At 45.4% G+C, this 18,183-nt stretch carries 10 protein-coding genes; 3 read left to right on the top strand and 7 right to left on the bottom strand.

Annotated features, from left to right (window positions below; translation table 11 throughout):
- Window positions 1-30 precede the first annotated feature (30 nt).
- Together ABR189_RS10980 and ABR189_RS10975 are read right to left on the bottom strand one after the other, a co-directional pair.
- Window positions 31-2,424: a glycoside hydrolase family 31 protein gene (locus ABR189_RS10980; protein ID WP_354660532.1), complete on the bottom strand. Its 2,394-nt coding sequence runs from the start codon at window positions 2,422-2,424 to the stop codon at window positions 31-33.
- Window positions 2,425-2,692: 268 nt separating this feature from the next.
- The gene (locus ABR189_RS10975; RefSeq protein ID WP_354660531.1) at window positions 2,693-3,787 is read right to left on the bottom strand and encodes a WD40/YVTN/BNR-like repeat-containing protein; all 1,095 of its coding nucleotides are present in this window, start codon (window positions 3,785-3,787) and stop codon (window positions 2,693-2,695) included.
- Between the two features lie 187 nt (window positions 3,788-3,974).
- Between ABR189_RS10975 and ABR189_RS10970 the strand changes: the two genes are divergently transcribed.
- Both ABR189_RS10970 and ABR189_RS10965 read left to right on the top strand, forming a co-directional pair.
- Window positions 3,975-7,037, top strand: a complete 3,063-nt coding sequence (locus tag ABR189_RS10970) for a ligand-binding sensor domain-containing protein (RefSeq protein WP_354660530.1) — start codon at window positions 3,975-3,977, stop codon at window positions 7,035-7,037.
- A gap of 48 nt (window positions 7,038-7,085) precedes the next feature.
- Window positions 7,086-7,754, top strand: a complete 669-nt coding sequence (locus ABR189_RS10965; protein WP_354660529.1) for a response regulator transcription factor — start codon at window positions 7,086-7,088, stop codon at window positions 7,752-7,754.
- 74 nt (window positions 7,755-7,828) lie between these two features.
- On the opposite strand, the gene ABR189_RS10960 is transcribed toward ABR189_RS10965, so the two are convergent.
- From ABR189_RS10960 to ABR189_RS10940, 5 genes are all read right to left on the bottom strand, one after another.
- The gene (locus ABR189_RS10960; protein WP_354660528.1) at window positions 7,829-9,985 is read right to left on the bottom strand and encodes a c-type cytochrome domain-containing protein; all 2,157 of its coding nucleotides are present in this window, start codon (window positions 9,983-9,985) and stop codon (window positions 7,829-7,831) included.
- A 175-nt stretch (window positions 9,986-10,160) separates the two neighbouring features.
- A complete protein-coding gene (locus ABR189_RS10955) occupies window positions 10,161-11,189 on the bottom strand; it encodes an NHL repeat-containing protein (RefSeq protein WP_354660527.1) in 1,029 nt (342 codons plus the stop codon).
- Between the two features lie 48 nt (window positions 11,190-11,237).
- The gene (locus ABR189_RS10950) at window positions 11,238-12,695 is read right to left on the bottom strand and encodes a DUF1501 domain-containing protein (RefSeq protein ID WP_354660526.1); all 1,458 of its coding nucleotides are present in this window, start codon (window positions 12,693-12,695) and stop codon (window positions 11,238-11,240) included.
- 2 nt (window positions 12,696-12,697) lie between these two features.
- The gene (locus ABR189_RS10945; RefSeq protein ID WP_354660525.1) at window positions 12,698-15,028 is read right to left on the bottom strand and encodes a PSD1 and planctomycete cytochrome C domain-containing protein; all 2,331 of its coding nucleotides are present in this window, start codon (window positions 15,026-15,028) and stop codon (window positions 12,698-12,700) included.
- A 695-nt stretch (window positions 15,029-15,723) separates the two neighbouring features.
- A complete protein-coding gene (locus tag ABR189_RS10940; protein ID WP_354660524.1) occupies window positions 15,724-15,873 on the bottom strand; it encodes a hypothetical protein in 150 nt (49 codons plus the stop codon).
- Between the two features lie 378 nt (window positions 15,874-16,251).
- On the opposite strand from ABR189_RS10940, the gene ABR189_RS10935 reads away from it, so the two are divergent.
- Window positions 16,252-18,159 (top strand): DNA topoisomerase IV subunit B, encoded by a 1,908-nt coding sequence (locus ABR189_RS10935; protein ID WP_354660523.1) that lies wholly within the window; start codon window positions 16,252-16,254, stop codon window positions 18,157-18,159.
- Window positions 18,160-18,183 lie beyond the last annotated feature (24 nt).

The following is an 18,183-nucleotide window of genomic DNA, read 5'->3' as shown; positions in this document are numbered from 1 at the left end:
TGAGATTTCCATCTACAGTGCCTTGTTTTTTTATCGCATGATCAGATCTTCAAATTCCCGGTCCAATACCACTTTTACAACACCTACTGCAAAATTGCGGGCATTAAGTTTAAACACTTTTCCATCCACAACGTATTCTGTAGGAGTGAAGGGGAGTCCATGTACGCATACCCGGTGCTTCTTGTAGGTAGCTTCGTAGTTGCCATGAAATTTCTTCTTCAGATGAAACTGCTGTTTATCAGAAGCCTGTTTAAAGCGGATCACATTGTACTGCCCGTTTTTATAACCATAATGCTCTCCGGCATCTTCATACATGGTACTATGCGCGGGCTGATCATCATAAAACACCTGCAGTGTCATTTCTTCAATAGGCGCCTGTCCGGTATACTGTAATTTCGGATAGTTAGGTACTACTGCACCTGCTTTTACAAACAGCGGCATTTCTTCAATAGGTGTAGCTATTTTAACCAGTTGGCCACCTTCATAAGGTTTATCATTCCAGTAGTAATACCAGCGGCCGGTGGGCAGATACACTTCTTTTTCTTTCATGCCGGCTTCACTCACATGGCTGATCAGTAAGGCATCGCCAAACATAAACTCATGGGTGCAGTTATGCGTTTGTGGATCATGCTGTGCTACAAATGCCAATGGCCGCAACATAGGGGTACCGTAAGCCGCATTTTGCCAGAAAGTGGTATACAGGTAAGGCAGCAGCTGGTAACGCAGCTGGATGAACTTCTTCACCACAAATTCATATTTGCTGCCAAAGCTCCAGGGCTCCTGATTAAATCCGGTTTCATTGCTGGCAGAGTGGGTACGCATCAGCGGATGGAAAGTAGCCAGCTGAATCCAGCGGGTATACAATTCGCCATCCGGCTCCCCTATAAAACCACCGATATCACTTCCGGTAAAAGAGATGCCTGAAACTGCCAGGCGCTGACACTGCACGGAAGCCAGCCAGAGATGTTCCCAGCTGGAAACATTATCACCGGTCCATACAGATGACCAGCGCTGTACACCAGCATAACAGGAGCGGGTGATCAGGAAAGGCCGGTTAGGCATCAGGTACTTTTTCATACCGGCAGCAGTGGATTTACTCATCAGATGCCCGTATACATTATGTGCTTTACGATGGCTTACCTGCTCTCCATCATAGTCATGTCTTACATCTTCAGGAAAGGTGCCCAGCTCAAAAACGGCTGGTTCGTTCATGTCGTTCCATACACCTCTCACACCTGTATCTACCAGGCTTTTGAAAAGACTGCTCCACCATTCCCTTACACGGGGATTGGTATAGTCCGGAAATACACATTTGCCGGGCCATACATCTCCTTCCATTAATGCACCATCTGCCCGTTTACAGAAGTAATCATTCTTAACGCCTTCCTGATAGATGGCATAATTGGGATCTACTTTGATACCAGGGTCAATAATCACTACAACTTTGAACCCCTGGGCGGATAGCTCCTTAATGAGCCCTGCAGGGTCCGGAAAGCCTTCTTTACTCCAGGTAAAACAACGGAAGCCTTCCATATAATCTATATCCAGGTAGATTACATCACAGGGAATCTGTCGTTTGCGGAATTCGGCTGCAATCTCTTTTACGCGGGTATCCGGATAATAGCTCCACCGGCATTGGTGATAGCCCAGCGCCCATAATGGCGGCAATTCCGGCGTACCTGTAATCTTGGTATAGGCTTCTGCTACCTGCAGCAGTTCCGGGCCATAAATGAAATAATAATTCATTTCTCCGCCACGCGCCCAAAAGCTCTGTACATCTTCCCGCTCTTCCCCAAAATCAAAAATGGTGCGGAAGCTGTTATCAAAGAAGATGCCATAGCCAATGCCATGATGGAGGCCGTAATAAAATGGAATATTCCGGTACAGCGGATCCGTATCCTTGTGATAGCCATACGCATCTGTACCATAGTTCTCCAGCCGTTTGCCACGAAGGTTCAGATCGGTAGGTTTATCCCCCAGGCCATAGAAACACTCTCCTTCCTGGATCATTTTACTGCAGTACACGATCTTTCCACCTTTTTGCAGATAAGATTGCCAGTGAAAACCCATTTCATCCTGGTTGATCACACGCCCTTCCTTATCTGTGATGGTGAGGCGCAGATTATCTTTGGCAATAAATATCTTTATCGCATCTGTATCTATCTGGAATACTTCTTCAAATTCCTTGATCTCAAAACAAATAGGCGCGTCTTCCATTTTCTCACTGGTGGCATAGGAAAAATCACGCTGGAAAGTACCATCTGCTGCATAGCGGAAACGTACTATTTTGTCTGAGATAACCCTTATTTCAAGGATGGTTTCGGTGGTGTAAAAATAGAAGTAGTTACCTTCCTGTTTCCATTCTTTGACTGTGTCGGGGTAGTGTTTAACCGAATATTTACCTGACGAGGTGGCTACTTGCATAATTCACATTTTTCGTTATGATAGGAGGTAAACGATTAACTATCAGTTGTTTAATCTATATGACCCCATTCACCGGCTGTAAGTTAAAAAAAAATAATGTGGCAACATCTTTTTACGGTGGCGAAGGTTATCCACTCGTTTACGATTTAAAATACCATATTGACAAAAAACTGCTGAAAAAAATATAAAATACTCGTTAACTTCATATTAATAAATGTACTTTTTGCTTTAACCTATTGCATCGGTGCGCCTTTCCAGGAGCACCTTTTTATTGGCCAGCCAAAGATTTTCCTATTACCAGTTTTGCAATACGTCCTCCGGCGCCTGCCAGATAAACATATGATTTTTCTTTGGTTTGCACGACATGAAATCCTTCCTTGCTGATATTATACCAATGTTTACCTCCGTCGGCCGACAGATCGGTACCGGACGGCCCCGTAGCTACCAGTAATTGCGGGGTGATATATGCTACACAGGAACGGTATCCATGTGGGGATACAGCAGGAATGGCCCACGAAATACCGCCGTCATGGGTGAGGGCACAGTTGCCTGTACGCAAGGCATCATTTTGATAGTTGCCGCCTACCGTAATACCATGCTGTGCATCCCGGAAAGCGATAGAAAATGCGCCGGTAGTACTTTCTCCCTGTATTAAAGGTAAAGGGTAAGTATGCCAGGCCTTTTGCTGCCACCTGAAAAAGCGGGAAGTGGTACCGCCGGTGGCAAAATAAACAGCCTCTCCGGGAAGTGCCAGTATACCGGTGCCACTGGCGGCAAATAAAGCCTCTCCGGGATTGGCTTCCGGTAATGCTGCCGGCTTGCGTGGTGTCCAGCTTTTTCCGCCGTTCACCGTATGCAGCATGGCAAACTTCCCCTGCATAGGATCACCGATTGCCACGCCTTCCTGGTTGTTTACAAAAGAAAGGCCATCGAAGAAAATGCCTTGGGTATCATCAAAATAAACACGTTGCCAGCTTTTACCCCCGTTTTCTGTGAGGAAAATATGTGCAGGTGCTCCTGCATTCATGACAATGGCTTTATGGCGGCTGAAGGCTTTAATACTACGCCAGTCGCAGCTGTCGCAACCGGTTACCTGCATCCACTGCCAGTCTTTACCATGGTTGGTACTATAGCCTACCATCCCTCCGGTACCAGATACCCAAACCGACTGATCGGCTGCGATGCTTAGTCCGCGTATACTTTTTATAGGGGCAGTAGCAATGGTTTTCAGGGAAAAATCAGGGAGGGATTGGGTATTACCTGCTACAGTGAATAACAATAATAACAAGAGGCATGCACTTCTTTTTAAACAGCTCCTTATTGCTACCATCTCCTGCCACCTGCTTTGCGCCATCATTTTCATCGCTAAGAATATTTATTTCAAGTTGTTAGCCACAAGAAAAATACAAAATCATTAGAAAGTGCCAAGCAGATTTATATATTTGCACATAGCCTTACCTGCTTCACCGATATAAATTTTCGTAGTGCAAATATTTTGTCAATGTAAAAAAAATATCCTGATCCTCCTATTTACCCTTTGCAGGGCGGCTATGCTATTTGCCCAGGACAAACCCTATATATTTGATGGTTATAGTGTAAATGAAGGACTCTCTCAAAGTACTGCCTACGATATTATCCAGGATGAACAAGGTTTTATGTGGATTGCCACACGCGATGGAGTAAACCGTTTTGATGGGTATATCTTTAATGAATACCGTTATAAACCCAGCCAGCAATATAAAAAAGGAGAAGGGCAGGGGGAGCTGGTACCCAGGGGCACTAACGGAGGAAGGGCCGTGATCAACCGCTTTGACCTGAAAGGAGATAAGAACTATTCTTTTTATAAAGACAGCCGGCATCAGCTGCTGTTGGCACATAACAACGGTATCAGCGTTTACGACCGCTTCCGTAACAGCTTCCGCCCGGTACTGGAAGATACGTCCAACATTAATGAACAGGAGCGTGACAGTGAAATAAAATTCCGTATCCTGGGAGAAGACACGGCTGCTCATCATCTCTGGATCTGGCGCCCGTTAAGGGGTTTGTATGTGCTGGACAATCACACGTACGCAGTAAAAAGAATGATCCTCTATCCGCCGCAATTCAAGGCCAGGAGGATGATCCCCAAAGCTATTCTGAAAGATGGGAATACCATCTGGATGAATTGCCAGCCAGGCGAACTGATTGCCTTTAATACGGATAATCTCCGCCTTACTACTTATTGCCTGCCGGGAATATCCCACGACCCTATTATGCGAAGCCTCAACAAGGATTCCCTTTTTATAGTGAGCAACGGGCATATAACAGTCTTCAATAAAAGTAAAAATAAGTTTACCGATCTGCCCTTTGATGTGACCAACCAGCGGGGAGAGGCCTTTATTCCGTTTGTAACAGAGTTGGACCAGAATGGTAATGTATGGATAGGCGGGAATGATGGAGTGCTGGTGTATAACATTGCCAAAAACGAAATCACCCGTCATGTAGTCAGCTTTAATACTTTTGAAACCCGCTCTCTTAACATCGTTTTTTCACTGTACCGGGATGCTGCAGATAATATGTGGGTAGGCACGGACGGGGATGGCATCAAAAAATATTCTCCTCATAAAAAAGTATTCAATTTATATCGTTCTCCCTTTATTACACATAACCTCGTCAAGTCTATTTACAAGCACGATGATGGCAAATTGTATGTAGGCCTGATGCTGGACGGGCTGGATATTTATGGAGAAGGCGGGAAGTTCCTGGAAAGGATCTCCAATGATAATACGCCCGGTAAATTTCCGGGTAATAGTATCAACGCCATCTGCCGGGAAGACTATGCTAATATATGGCTGCATTTCCAGGATATGCATATTGGCCTGTTTAATGTACAGCAGAATACGTTTACAGACCTTACCGGCAAACTTAAAGCACTGGGACTGGAAGAGCAGCCGGATATCTATCCGTTTTTGTTCAAACGTACCACCGGTGAAGTGTATTTTAACTATGGTGCTTATCTGCTGAAATTTCAGCAGGAGGGCAAGTCTTACAATATTGGCGTGGTCCATAAATTTGTAAATGAGCAACTGACCGCTTATTTCGAAGATTTTATGGGCAACCAGTATGTGGGTACAAAATCATGCTTGTATACACAAAGTGCCAGCACGCCAGGCTGGCGGCAAATAATACTGCCGGCAGGAACCGTGGTAAAATCCATCAATAAAAATGCACACAAGCAATTATTGCTGGCTACCAACAAAGGCCTGTATATCATGGATGCTGCAGAGCATATCATCGCCCATTACAATAGTTATGATCATACCGCAATGATCAATGATTATCTCTATGGTGTGCTGCTGGATGATAAAGACAAAATATGGGTAAGCCATAATAAAGGACTTTCCCAGATCAATCCCGTTACAGGAGAAGTGACCACCTTTAATCATGAAGATGGATTACAATCCAATGAATTTAATACAGGCGCCTTCTTTAAATCGCTGGATGGAGAATTGTTCTTTGGAGGAATACGTGGGGTAAATGGTTTTTATCCCAAGAACTTCCGTAACAATCCTTTTGTGCCTAAAGTAATTATCAAAAGGATGGAGGTGCTGGACAGGCCTTATGAATCTGATACTGCTATCTCCCTGCTGAAACATATTTCCTTACCGTATAATCAAAATACGCTGGCCATTGAATTTGTTCCACTGGAATATACCAATCCATTAAAGAATAAGGTACAATACAAACTGGAAGGTGCTGATGAAGACTGGGTACAGGCGGGTACTTTCCGCATGGCCCGTTATACCAACCTGCATCCGGGCACTTATGTATTTAAAGTACGGGCATCCAATAATGATGATATCTGGAATACAACGCCTACCACATTGGAAATTGTTATTAAGATTCCTTTCTGGCAATCGCTGTGGTTCAGGTTCCTGTTATTGTTGTTACTGTTAGGAATTGCTTATTACTTTTCTACGCTGTACCTGGATTATAAGATCCGGCATGAAAAGCTGAAGCTGGAAAAAGAGCAGGCGGTAGACCAGGAGCGGGCGCGTATTTCCAGTGATATGCATGATGACCTTGGTTCCGGATTATCTACTATCCGCCTGCTGAGCGAGATTGCCAAACGAAAAATTAAAGACCCGGATCAAACCCGCGAGATCGTACGGATTTCAGAGGCTGCAGGAGAAATGATTGATAAAATGAGCGAGATCATCTGGGCAATGAATTCATCCAATGACTCGCTGGAAAATCTGATCGCTTATATGCGCAGCTTTGCTGCCGACTTCCTGGAACACGCACACATCACCCACCAGTTTTACATACCGGAGAGCATTCCCCATGTTAAGCTTAGCGGAGGCACCCGCCGTAATATCTACCTGGCTGTAAAAGAATCATTGCATAATGTCGTAAAACATGCCAAAGCAACGGAAGTGAAGATCGAAATTATGGTGCAGCGTAATATGACCATCCTGATAAAAGATAATGGACAAGGCTTTAATCAGGAAAAGGTACGCTTGTTTGGTAATGGGTTAAAGAATATTCAAAAACGGATGGAGGCAATTGGTGGTCAGGCAGATATCACTTCTGATAACGGTACGATAGTTTTTCTTGATATACCGTTAAATTAATATAAATTTGTTTTTCGTAACATTTAAGTGTTATAATCCTATAAAAGTATGACGGTATACTCTAAGAAAAAGTCCCAGGATAATATGGATATCATTTCTATCGCAATTGTAGAAGATAACCATGATATCCGCACGGCTATGGAATTGCTGATTAATGGTTCTGACGGATACGCATGTGTTGGTACTTACAACAATGGAGAGACCGCGCTGGAGCAAATCCCCAATCTGTTGCCTAATGTGGTTTTGATGGACTTTAATCTTCCTGGTGGTATGAATGGCATTCAATGTATTGCCAAGTTGAAAGCAGAATACCAGGATATGCAATTCATGATGCTCACGGTGTATGAAGATGATGATAAAATATTCCAGGCATTGGAAGCAGGTGCCAGTGGATATATCCTCAAGAAAACACCTCCGGGCGAATTGCTGGAAGCTATCCGCGACTTGCATGATGGAGGTTCTCCTATGAGTTCACAGATTGCCAGAAGGGTAGTGGCGTTTTTTCAGAAACAGGCCAAGCCTAATCCGGCATTGGAAGCATTAACGACCCGTGAAAAAGAAATCCTGGACCAGCTTTCCAAAGGTTTTCTTTACAAGGAAATTGCCAGCAATCTTTTTATCAGTATAGAAACGGTGCGCCGTCATGTGCACAATATCTACGAGAAGCTGCATGTACGTAGCAGAACAGATGCTGTGAATAAATACTATAACAGATAAGTAGTGGAAGTATGACTAATGTGCCGGTGGAAATACAATAAATATTGCACTTGTTCCATTGGCACTTTAGCCCCTCAATTAACCAGGATCTCATCTACAAATACCCATCCCGTTTGACCTTTCCCGGGATGCCAGTCGGGTAAACGCATCGTTGGTTTCGCAATAATTTTAATGCATTTTACAGTAGCGGGTGCAAAACTGCAGTCGACCGAAATATTGGCATTAGGATCATGCTGATTCGCAGCAGGAGGTATCGTTTTCTTTAATAGTTTCATGCTGCTGGCATCATCACCTCCCCATATCTCTACAGAAGAGGGCGGAAATATATAGCTACCGGTATTTCTCAGCATGCTGAGCGTTACGTCCTGCACGGCTTTCGGCTCGTTAAACAGTAACAGTACCTGCATGGTATTATCTTTAAAACCTTGCCATTTTCCACTGGCAAATTCAAAGTCCCCTTTTTCTCTGTCCAGTAACACTTTCGGACTATTTCCGGGATATTCCTTGTTAGGCTTGCCCAGATAAACGATGCTATCTGGCTGATAGGTGTTTTTGTAGAAATTATATTGCACCATTTCACTGCCCATCCAGCCTGGCTTAAAAGCCCTGGCTTTTACCACGGTAGCCTGTTGCAATAGTACACTGTCTTTAAACAGTGGAGAATGAACACTGTCCGGCGCTGTGCCATCTACGGTATAACGTATTTCTGTACCTGCTATCGGATGTTTCAGCCGTAGCTGCATCGCATTGTTAAATATGAGTGCGGTGTTTTCCAGTACAGGTGCATTTAATTTCAACGGTATTTTTCCATCATCCTTGAATCCTTTGATGAATGCAATGTGTTTTACTTCTTTCGCCAGCTGGTCCAGTTGTGCCGGTGTAACAGGCGTATTCCATACCTGCACTTCTTTCAGACTTTTACTGGTGCTTAAACGTTGTAATGCCGCCAGGGTAACAGGGGTGCCGGAAAGCGTGACGTGTTCCAGGTAGGGTAATGCTGCCAGCATTTCAAATTGCTGTCCGGTAATTTGTGTAAAGGAGAGGTTCAGTCTTCTGAGTTGTTCAAATTTGGCGATGGTTTTAATCTCTTCATCTTTCACCGGCATTTTTTGCAGGTGGAGTTCTGTAATCTGTTGTTTTAAAGGTAAGAGTTCTTCCAGTGCTTTGGCATTGTATACTTCCTTGTTATAGAAGTTTACGACCAGGGCCGGTACATGCAGAGCTACCGGATAAATCACCCGGTAGTTGTTATTGAGTTTAGCAATTGTTTTTTCATCCGCTTCCGGAAAGTCATATACCGGTGTGGTGCTGGCAGGAGGTTGTAAAAGTGTATTAGCCAGCAGGCGCAGGCTGTCTGCCGGTGGCAGTGCTGTGACCATGGTTTTAAAGTCGGCTCCCGCTTTGATCCAGTAGGTCAGGAGCTGGACTTCATTTGCTGTGAGCTGGGGTTTGCCGGTAGGAGGCATGTGCTTTTTTTCTTCCAGCGGGAGGTGTACCCGCTGCAGTAAGAGGCTGGCATCCGGTTGTCCCGCTACCCATAACTTTCCATTTTTCCCGCCGCGCAGTAACTGTTCCGGCGTTTCCATGATCAGCTCCCCTTTTGCTTTGGTTTTATTATGACAGCCCATACATTTCTCTTCCAGTACAGGCTTTACCAGATGTTCATATACGATAGCCTGCTCAATAGGCACCATAGGAGCTGTTTGCGGGCCGGTAACGGGTGCCAGCACAAAGTTACTGCCATGCGTAAGGTTGGCCCCAAAATGACCTGCAATGACCAGCCCTGCGGCAGTCAGTAAGGCGCCTGTTTTAATCAGCATAGGTGGGACAGCAGGCAACTGCTTGATCCAGTATATGGCCGAAGCCAGCCATAAAACACCTACACCTGCCCACTTATGCCATCCCAGCAGCTCTCCGCTGTAACCTTCTTCTTTTGATAAAAACAAGCCCATCACTACGGTAACAGCGGCCGTCAATGCTCCTATCAGCAACAGGGTGGAAGAGAGGTTTTGGTGCCATTGGTGTGCCGCAGGTTCTTTATGCGGCAAAAATTCCATAAAGAGGGCTACCAATATCAGCACAATAGGAAAATGCAGGAATAAGGGATGCATGCGGCCAATCACCTGCAACCAGCCAGGAAGTACCAGTCTGCTTTCAAATACCAGCAAAAAAAGGATAAAAATATTTGCCGTAAATAACAAATTACCGGCCAGTTGCTTTAGTTTACTCATCGAATGGAAAGCTTTTTTTTTAGCTTTTAGCTGTTGGCTATTAGCTTTTAGCTATATAATTATGTCCGATCGCAAACTGCTATCTCACAACAAAACATATAATAACTAAAAGCTAATAGCCAACAGCAAATAGCTCTACAACAAAACATATTAGCTAAAAGCTAACAGCTAATAGCTAACTGCTCCTTCTAAACTTATAGGGATACACTTTCCCGGAACTCCATTGTGCTACGTATAAATTTTCGTCATTGTCCACACATACATCATGCGGATGTACAAAGATCTTTTCCGCCTGTGCCATTGGTTGCAGGGTACCATTTACGTATACCGGTGCAGTACCACCTATATTGGATACCACTTTATTTTCTTTGTTGAGGATGGTTACAAAGCCGGAGCCTGAAGTATCCAGGTTAGGGGAGCGCAGTACGGCTGCATAGAGGTTATTGCCCCTGATCACCGGGCGGCATACACAGGCGCCGGGCAGGGCTATTACTTCCAGCAGCTTACCATCCATGCTGAACCGTTTGAAGCAGTTGCGGGTGCGGTCAGTGATCAGCAAGGTAGGGGTACCATTCCTTTTATCAATACATACGCCATGGGCATTGTCCAGGTGTTCATCACCGGTACCTCTGCCACCAAAGAAGTGCAGCAGTTTACCGGAGGCATCATAATGCATGATATACTGGGAACCATAACCATCGGCAATATAAAAATCACCATTATCAGCTACTGCTGTTTCAGTAGGTACAAAGGCTTCCTTTTTCTCGTATACCCCTGTTTCGGCCGGGTAGTCGATGGTGAGCAGAATTTTACCATCCATCGTAGTTTTGTATACCTGGTGTTTGTCTGTATCGGTGATAAAGAGAAATTCTGTTCCATTTTCATTTGCCAGTGTAAGGCCATGGGCGCCTGGAAATTCATGCCCCCACGATTCGAGGAATTTGCCCGACTTGTTATAGATCAGGATATTGTTTTTTGTTTCATTGGTGAGCAGGATGATCCGCCCTTTTTTATCCTGTACCATTTCATGGCAGTCGTTTACAGGGTGCTGGGCCGGATTCAGGGCGCCCCATTTATTATCCATGTAATATCGCATGTTGCCATGCCCGTAAACAGGGCCTTTGGGTTTTGCAAACAGATCCTTGGCAATAATGAAGCTGCCTGATAATAACGCTGAAGTATATATGAATTTCTTTCGGTTCATGAATGATGTATTTACAGTTTGTAGTGAGCGATCCGGCAATTGAGTTATTTATGCTAAAAGGTCCTGTATTACTTTGCCTGCCACATCTGTCAGACGATATCTTCTGCCCAGGTGTTTGAAAGTGAGTTTTTCATGATCAAGTCCCAGCTGGTGGAGGATGGTAGCATGGAAGTCGTGCACATGAACCGGGTCCTTAATAACGTTGTAACCGAACTCGTCGGTTTCGCCATATACCAGTCCTGGTTTGATGCCACCACCGGCCATCCATACGGAAAAGCAACGAGGGTGATGATCACGGCCATAGTTATCCGCTTTGATCGTACCCTGGCAGAAGTTGGTTCGTCCAAATTCGCCGCCCCAGATCACCAGTGTTTCATCCAGCAGTCCCCGTTGTTTCAGGTCTGTTACCAATGCGGCGGAGGCCTGGTCTACATCCAGTGCCTGTCCTGCCATTTCATTGGGCAGATTACCATGCTGGTCCCATCCCTGGTGATACAGCTGGATAAAGCGTACCCCATTTTCAGAGAGTTTACGTGCCAGCAGGCAGTTGGCCGCAAAGGTGCCTGGCACCAGGCAATTAGGACCATATAGTTTGATAATATCATCTGGTTCTTTAGAGAGGTCGGTGATCTCAGGTACTGCCGTTTGCATCCGGTAAGCCATCTCATATTGCTGGATCTTGGTACTGATTTCCGGATCGCCAAACTGCTCGTAAGAAAGCTGGTTCATCTCCGCCAGCTTATCCAGCATTTTACGGCGGTTGGCGGAACTCATCCCTTCCGGGTTGTTCAGATAGAGTACCGGGCTTTCCCCACTGCTGAATTGCACCCCCTGGTGTACGCTGTCGAGGAACCCGTTGGACCACAGTTTGGAATATACCCCCTGACCATTGCCCTTGCCCTTGGACAGCAGCACACAGAAGGCAGGGAGGTTTTTATTTTCACTTCCCAGGCCATAGCTGAGCCAGGAGCCCATACTGGGACGGTTGCCTTGCTGGGAGCCTGTCTGGAAAAAGGTAAGTGCCGGATCGTGATTGATCGCCTCCGTATGTAAGGACCGGATGATGCAGATATCGTCTACCACTTTGGCCGTGTAGGGAAACAGGTCACTGATCCATGCTTTGGCTTCGCCGTATTGTTTAAAGTCATAGTAAGAGCCTACCAGCGGGAAGGAACTCTGTCCGGAAGTCATCCCGGTGAGGCGTTGCCCCTGGCGGATAGAAGCCGGTAATTCCTGGCCCATCATTTCCCGGAGCTTTGGCTTATAGTCGAATGATTCCAGCTGGGAGGGTGCACCATTCTGAAACAGGTAGATCACTCTTTTTGCCTTGGGCGCAAAGTGAGGGATACCTGGTGCAAAAGGGCTGTCACCTGCATCGGCGCTGCCGCTGAAGAGGTCTGGTATCAGGAGGGAACCCAGCGCTACACTTCCCAGTCCCAGGCTTAACCTGGAGAGAAATTTGCGCCTGTTCATATTCAGTCCGTGCTCTAAAAATGTTTTATCCATGATCAGGATTTTGAGATGGTTTCTTCCAGGTTATAAATAGTGGTCACTACCTGCATCATTGCTGCTAATACGGGCAAATCACCTTTAGCAGGTAATGGATATTCTCCCACCGCCAGTACTTTAGCGGCCATTACCGGTTGTTGTCTGAATTCTTTTTGTTGATCCTCGTAGTATTCCTGCAGCAGTTTTACTTCTTTTTCTACCGGGGTACGGCAGGTGATCAGCCGGAATGCTTTAACGATCTTATCGGTGGTGTTGCTGTTATCTTCCAGCAAACGTGCGGCCAGCACACGGGATGCTTCCAGTACCTGCGGATCATTGAGCATAATAAGTGCCTGCAGGGGCGTGTTGGTGGTAAGCCTTTTTACCTCGCACTGGTCCCGGTTGCTGGCATCAAAGATCATCATAGACGGTGGTGGTACGGTACGCTTGATCAGGGTATAGAGGCCGCGGCGATAAAGTTTATCTCCATGATCCTGTATATAGGTCGCCAGTTGTCCGCGACCGGAAGAGGCCAGTTCCCATAATCCTTTAGGCTGATAAGGTTTTACACTGGGGCCGCCGATGCTGTGGTTCAGCAATCCGCTGCTTTCCAGTACCAGATCACGTATCAGCTCTGCCGGCAAACGGAAACGTGGTGCACGGGAGAGATATACATTATCAGGATCCCTTTTCAGCTTTTCTTTTTCAATAACGGAAGACTGCCGGTAGGTGGCTGTCATTACAATCTGTTTGATCAGGCGTTTGATATTCCAGCCGTTGTTTTCAAAATCTACCGCCAGCCAGTCCAGCAGTTCCGGATGGGAGGGCAGCTCACCCTGCATACCAAAATCACCGGATGTTTTTACGATACCCCGGCCAAATATTTCCTGCCACATCTGGTTTACAAATACTCTGGCAGTAAGCGGGTTGCGCTTGTCAAACAACCATTGCGATAACCCCAGCCGGTTTGATGGATAGGCTTTGGTATCAAATGGTAAAATGGAATGAGGGGTACCAGGCACTACTTCTTCCGTATGGGCATCATAGTTACCCCGGCCCAGAATATACGTTTTGCGGACACTGTCCTGATCACCCATGATAGAAACGATCAGGCGGTTGCTATCCTGCTGGTTAATAAAACTCAGTACCCCCTTCAGGTCCGCTTTGGTAATTTCCATGAGCGGTTTTTTGGCATATGTTTCGGGGCCTCCCACCGTAGATTCCAGCCCTACTTCCTTTACATTGTTGAAGAAGGCATACAGCTCATAATATTCTTTTTGTGAAAAAGGATCGTATTTATGATCATGGCAGTGGGCACATTCCATAGTGATGCCCAGCAGGCTTTTGCCAAAGGTATTGGTCCTGTCAGATACATATTCTACGCGGTATTCTTCATCAATCACCCCGCCTTCTTCCGTAATCTTATGATTGCGGTTAAAGCCGGTAGCGAGCAGTTGTTCGGGCCCTGCACCAGGGAGGAGATCGCCCGCCAGTTGCCAGGTAATGAACTGGTTATAGGGCATGTTGGTATTGAAAGCGTGGATCACCCAATCGCGCCACGGCCATTGTGTACGGTAGTTATCATCCTGGTAGCCATGTGAATCTGCATAGCGGGCTACATCCATCCAATGGATGGCCATTTTTTCCCCGAAAGTGGGTTTTTGTAGTAGCTGGTCTACCATCTTTTCATAAGCAGCAGCGCTGGTATCTGCGGCAAACCTGGTCATCTCTTCCAGGGAAGGGGGCAGGCCGGTAATATCATAACACAAGCGTTTCAGCAGGCGTTCTTGGTCGGCGAGGCCGTTCGGCTTTAAGCCCACTTCTTCCATTTTATGCAGTACAAAGCGGTCAATGTCATTGCGTGGCCACTGCTGATCCGTTACTTCCGGCAATGCAGGTTTTTCCGGAGGTACAAATGCCCAGTGGGGCTTAAACTTGGCACCCTGTTGTATCCATTTTTCAATCACCTTGATTTCATAGGTCGAAAGCTGAAGGTTGGAGGAAGGGGGCGGCATTTTAATAGCAGTGTCGGAAGAGCTGATCCGCAGGTATACCTGCGACTCCAACGGCTTGCCCGGCACAATGGCATGGGTACCGGGTGTTTCCTTCAGTAATTTATAGGCACTATCTGCAATATCCAGCCTCAGGCCCGCCTCGCGTTTGTTGGCGTCCGGACCATGACAGGTATAACATTTATCGGAAAGTATAGGCCTTACATGAAAATTGTAGTCTACAATGTCCGGCACACGTCCTTCCTGGTTGACGGGAGAACGGGAGGGCGCATTACATGCCAGCACTCCTAAAAGCAAAGCAACAGGCAACAAGCTGTTCAAACGTGGAATATGTAGCATGACATAACGGATAACTGTAAAAGGTAGGTCGCTAAAAGACCTGTTGGTTAATTTACGATCATATTTCCATGCTTGCAAGTATGCGCAAATATTATTGTATAAACGGTCAATATCCTACTAATGACCGCCTGAATGACGCTCTTCCCGGCTCCATCTTCGCTTCCTCTAGTAAGTTAAGCTATTCCAGGCATACTTTAACCGCATGGTCCCGCCTGGACAACCCATATTATAATACCTATATATTACCCAGATAAAACCTGGATAAAACCCAGATAAAGCCTCTCTTATTAACTAGATTTTATCTGGGCTTTATATAGGCTTCATATAGGCTTTATATAGGCTTTATCTATAGGGAAAGGTAGTGTGGATAAGGGGTTTAGTATAGGTTTGAATGCAAGTAGCCTGTTGACAGGGCGTTTGGGAGGCCGTGGATCCTCCTGAAATGAAAAAAGAATTACTCCGGCACCGTGCGGGAATAATTCTTTTTCTGACAGTTATTTACACTTTAGCGCATCATGCGCTCACCGGATCAGGCGGCACTGCGTTTAACACGCACTTTGCCCAGGTACTGGCGTAATAAATGTGCAGATAATACCATTGAGGCAATAAGCAAACAGGCAAGTTTAAATAATAAACCGGTTTTCATAGGGTATAGGGATTATAAGGTTAGAATAAGTGTGATCTCGGATTTTATGTTAACGCATCATCTGCCAGGAATCAAATTTCCGGATGAGTTTCAGGAATTTATTTCCAATATTCGACTGTTGCTCTTTTTTAACGACATAAGTGAGTATTAGTGCTGCGGCAAATATGCATAACAAGAGGATAAGGCATAGCGTTTTCATAGTTAGGATAGGTTTGCGTTGTGTGAATACGAATGTATGTAAATATAGATGTTTTATTAATATAAAGTATAAGTTGAATAAAAATTTTTTTGCACCTAAAACAATGTTATCCTTTGTATTTCGTTCCTGTATTGGCTTAAATACGGCTTAAACGGGAAAAGATGCTCCAAAATGAGTATGTTAATTTATTGATTTACAGGAAAATAAGCATAGTGCATAACTTCTACTTGGGATGATTCCCTGAATCCTTTATTTTTGCCAGCAATCTGATTTTGCTAAAAGATTTAGTACCCGCAGCAAATGTTGCTGGTGTTCACTAAGTTTGTTAGTCAAATAATGGGAAAACAGAGACTTGTAAATTGTTGTATAATATAGATTATGGCAAATACTGACAAAACGGATAAAGATAATAAGGACCTTTTTGCCGCCTATACCGAAGACTCTATTCGTTCGCTGGACTGGCGGGAACATATCCGCCTGCGTCCGGGAATGTATATTGGTAAACTGGGAGATGGGTCCAGTATGGATGATGGTATTTACATTTTGCTGAAAGAGGTAACAGACAACTGTATCGATGAGCATACCATGGGATTTGGTAAGCAGGTGGATATCAAGGTTACAGAGCATAGTGTTACCATCCGTGATTATGGCCGTGGTATCCCGTTGGGGAAAGTGGTAGATGTGGTGAGTAAAATAAATACCGGTGCAAAATATGATAGCAAAGCCTTTCAGAAATCAGTAGGACTGAACGGGGTGGGTACCAAAGCGGTCAACGCATTATCCAGCTATTTCAAGGTGCAGTCTGTGCGGGAAGGTAAGATGAAGGTGGCGGAGTTCGAAAGAGGGGTACTGGTAAAAGAACATAAAGAAACAGCTACCAATGAAGCGAATGGTACCCTGGTTACCTTCGTACCGGATGATACCGTATTTAAAAATTACCGGTATATCCCCGAATTCCTGGAAAACCAGATCTGGAATTATTGTTTCCTGAACGCGGGATTAACCGTGGTCTTCAATGGCAAAAAATATCTCTCCAAAAATGGTTTGCTGGATTTGTTGCAGCGTAAAACCAATGAGGAAGACCTGCGTTATCCCATCATTCACCTGAAAGGGGATGATATAGAGGTGGCTATTACCCATGAAAATCAATACGGAGAAGAATATTATTCCTTTGTAAACGGCCAGCATACCACCCAGGGAGGTACTCACCTGGCTGCTTTCCGGGAGGCGTACGTAAAAACTATCCGCGATTTTTACAAGAAGGATTATGATGCTACAGATATCAGGGCTTCTATCTGCGCGGCGATTTCTGTTCGCGTACAGGAGCCGGTGTTTGAGTCCCAGACTAAAACCAAGCTGGGCTCTCTGGTAGTACATGATGGTGGTCCTTCTGTAAAAGCGTTTGTACTGGACTTCCTGTCTAAACACCTGGATGATTACCTGCATAAGAACCCGGCCATTGCAGATGCGCTGAAGAAAAGGATCGAGCAGAGCGAACGGGAACGTAAAGAGCTGGCGGGAATCAAGAAGCTGGCGAATGAGAGAGCGAAAAAAGCCAATCTGCATAATAAGAAACTGCGGGATTGCCGCATTCACCTGAATGATGAGCTGACCGGGAAAGATAAGGTAGAACAGGAAGCAAAGAAACTGGAAACGACCATCTTCATTACAGAGGGAGACTCTGCGAGTGGTTCTATCACCAAATCGCGTAATGTGGAAACCCAGGCGGTATTCAGCCTGCGTGGTAAACCACTGAACAGCTTTGGGCTGACCAAGAAAATTGTATACGAAAACGAAGAGTTCAACCTTCTGCAGCATGCCCTCAATATTGAAGAAGGGCTGGAGGGATTACGGTATTCCAATATCGTGGTAGCAACCGATGCGGATGTGGATGGTATGCATATCCGTTTATTGATCCTCACCTTCTTTTTACAGTTTTTCCCTGACCTGGTGAAAAACGGTCACGTATATATTTTACAGACACCGTTGTTCCGGGTGCGTAATAAACAGCAAACCATTTATTGCTATAGTGAGGAAGAGAAGCTGAAAGCGGTGAAGAAGCTGGGCAATAAGCCGGAGATTACCCGCTTTAAAGGGTTGGGCGAAATTTCTCCCGGAGAGTTTGGCCAGTTTATTGGGGAAAGCATGCGTATTGACCCTATCATTTTATCCAAAGACATTCATATTCAGAAGTTGCTGGAATATTATATGGGCAAAAATACCATGACGCGGCAGGAGTTTATTATCAGCAACCTGCGGTATGAAAAAGATCTGATCGAAGAATAACGGCAGTACCATCGCTGACAGCGG

The sequence above is a fragment of the Chitinophaga sp. H8 genome, from assembly GCF_040567655.1.
Classification (GTDB): domain Bacteria; phylum Bacteroidota; class Bacteroidia; order Chitinophagales; family Chitinophagaceae; genus Chitinophaga; species Chitinophaga defluvii.
The sequence above is the reverse complement of the archived record's forward strand: the minus strand, read 5'-3'. Positions and strand labels throughout refer to the sequence as shown.

Coding starts and splice junctions, on each gene's coding strand:
- ABR189_RS10950 (WP_354660526.1), bottom strand. CDS start 12,695: ATGGATAAAACATTTTTAGAGCACGGACTGAATATGAACAGGCGCAAA.
- ABR189_RS10935 (WP_354660523.1), top strand. CDS start 16,252: ATGGCAAATACTGACAAAACGGATAAAGATAATAAGGACCTTTTTGCC.
- ABR189_RS10955 (WP_354660527.1), bottom strand. CDS start 11,189: ATGAACCGAAAGAAATTCATATATACTTCAGCGTTATTATCAGGCAGC.
- ABR189_RS10965 (WP_354660529.1), top strand. CDS start 7,086: ATGACGGTATACTCTAAGAAAAAGTCCCAGGATAATATGGATATCATT.
- ABR189_RS10980 (WP_354660532.1), bottom strand. CDS start 2,424: ATGCAAGTAGCCACCTCGTCAGGTAAATATTCGGTTAAACACTACCCC.
- ABR189_RS10975 (WP_354660531.1), bottom strand. CDS start 3,787: ATGAAAATGATGGCGCAAAGCAGGTGGCAGGAGATGGTAGCAATAAGG.
- ABR189_RS10970 (WP_354660530.1), top strand. CDS start 3,975: ATGCTATTTGCCCAGGACAAACCCTATATATTTGATGGTTATAGTGTA.
- ABR189_RS10945 (WP_354660525.1), bottom strand. CDS start 15,028: ATGCTACATATTCCACGTTTGAACAGCTTGTTGCCTGTTGCTTTGCTT.
- ABR189_RS10960 (WP_354660528.1), bottom strand. CDS start 9,985: ATGAGTAAACTAAAGCAACTGGCCGGTAATTTGTTATTTACGGCAAAT.
- ABR189_RS10940 (WP_354660524.1), bottom strand. CDS start 15,873: ATGAAAACGCTATGCCTTATCCTCTTGTTATGCATATTTGCCGCAGCA.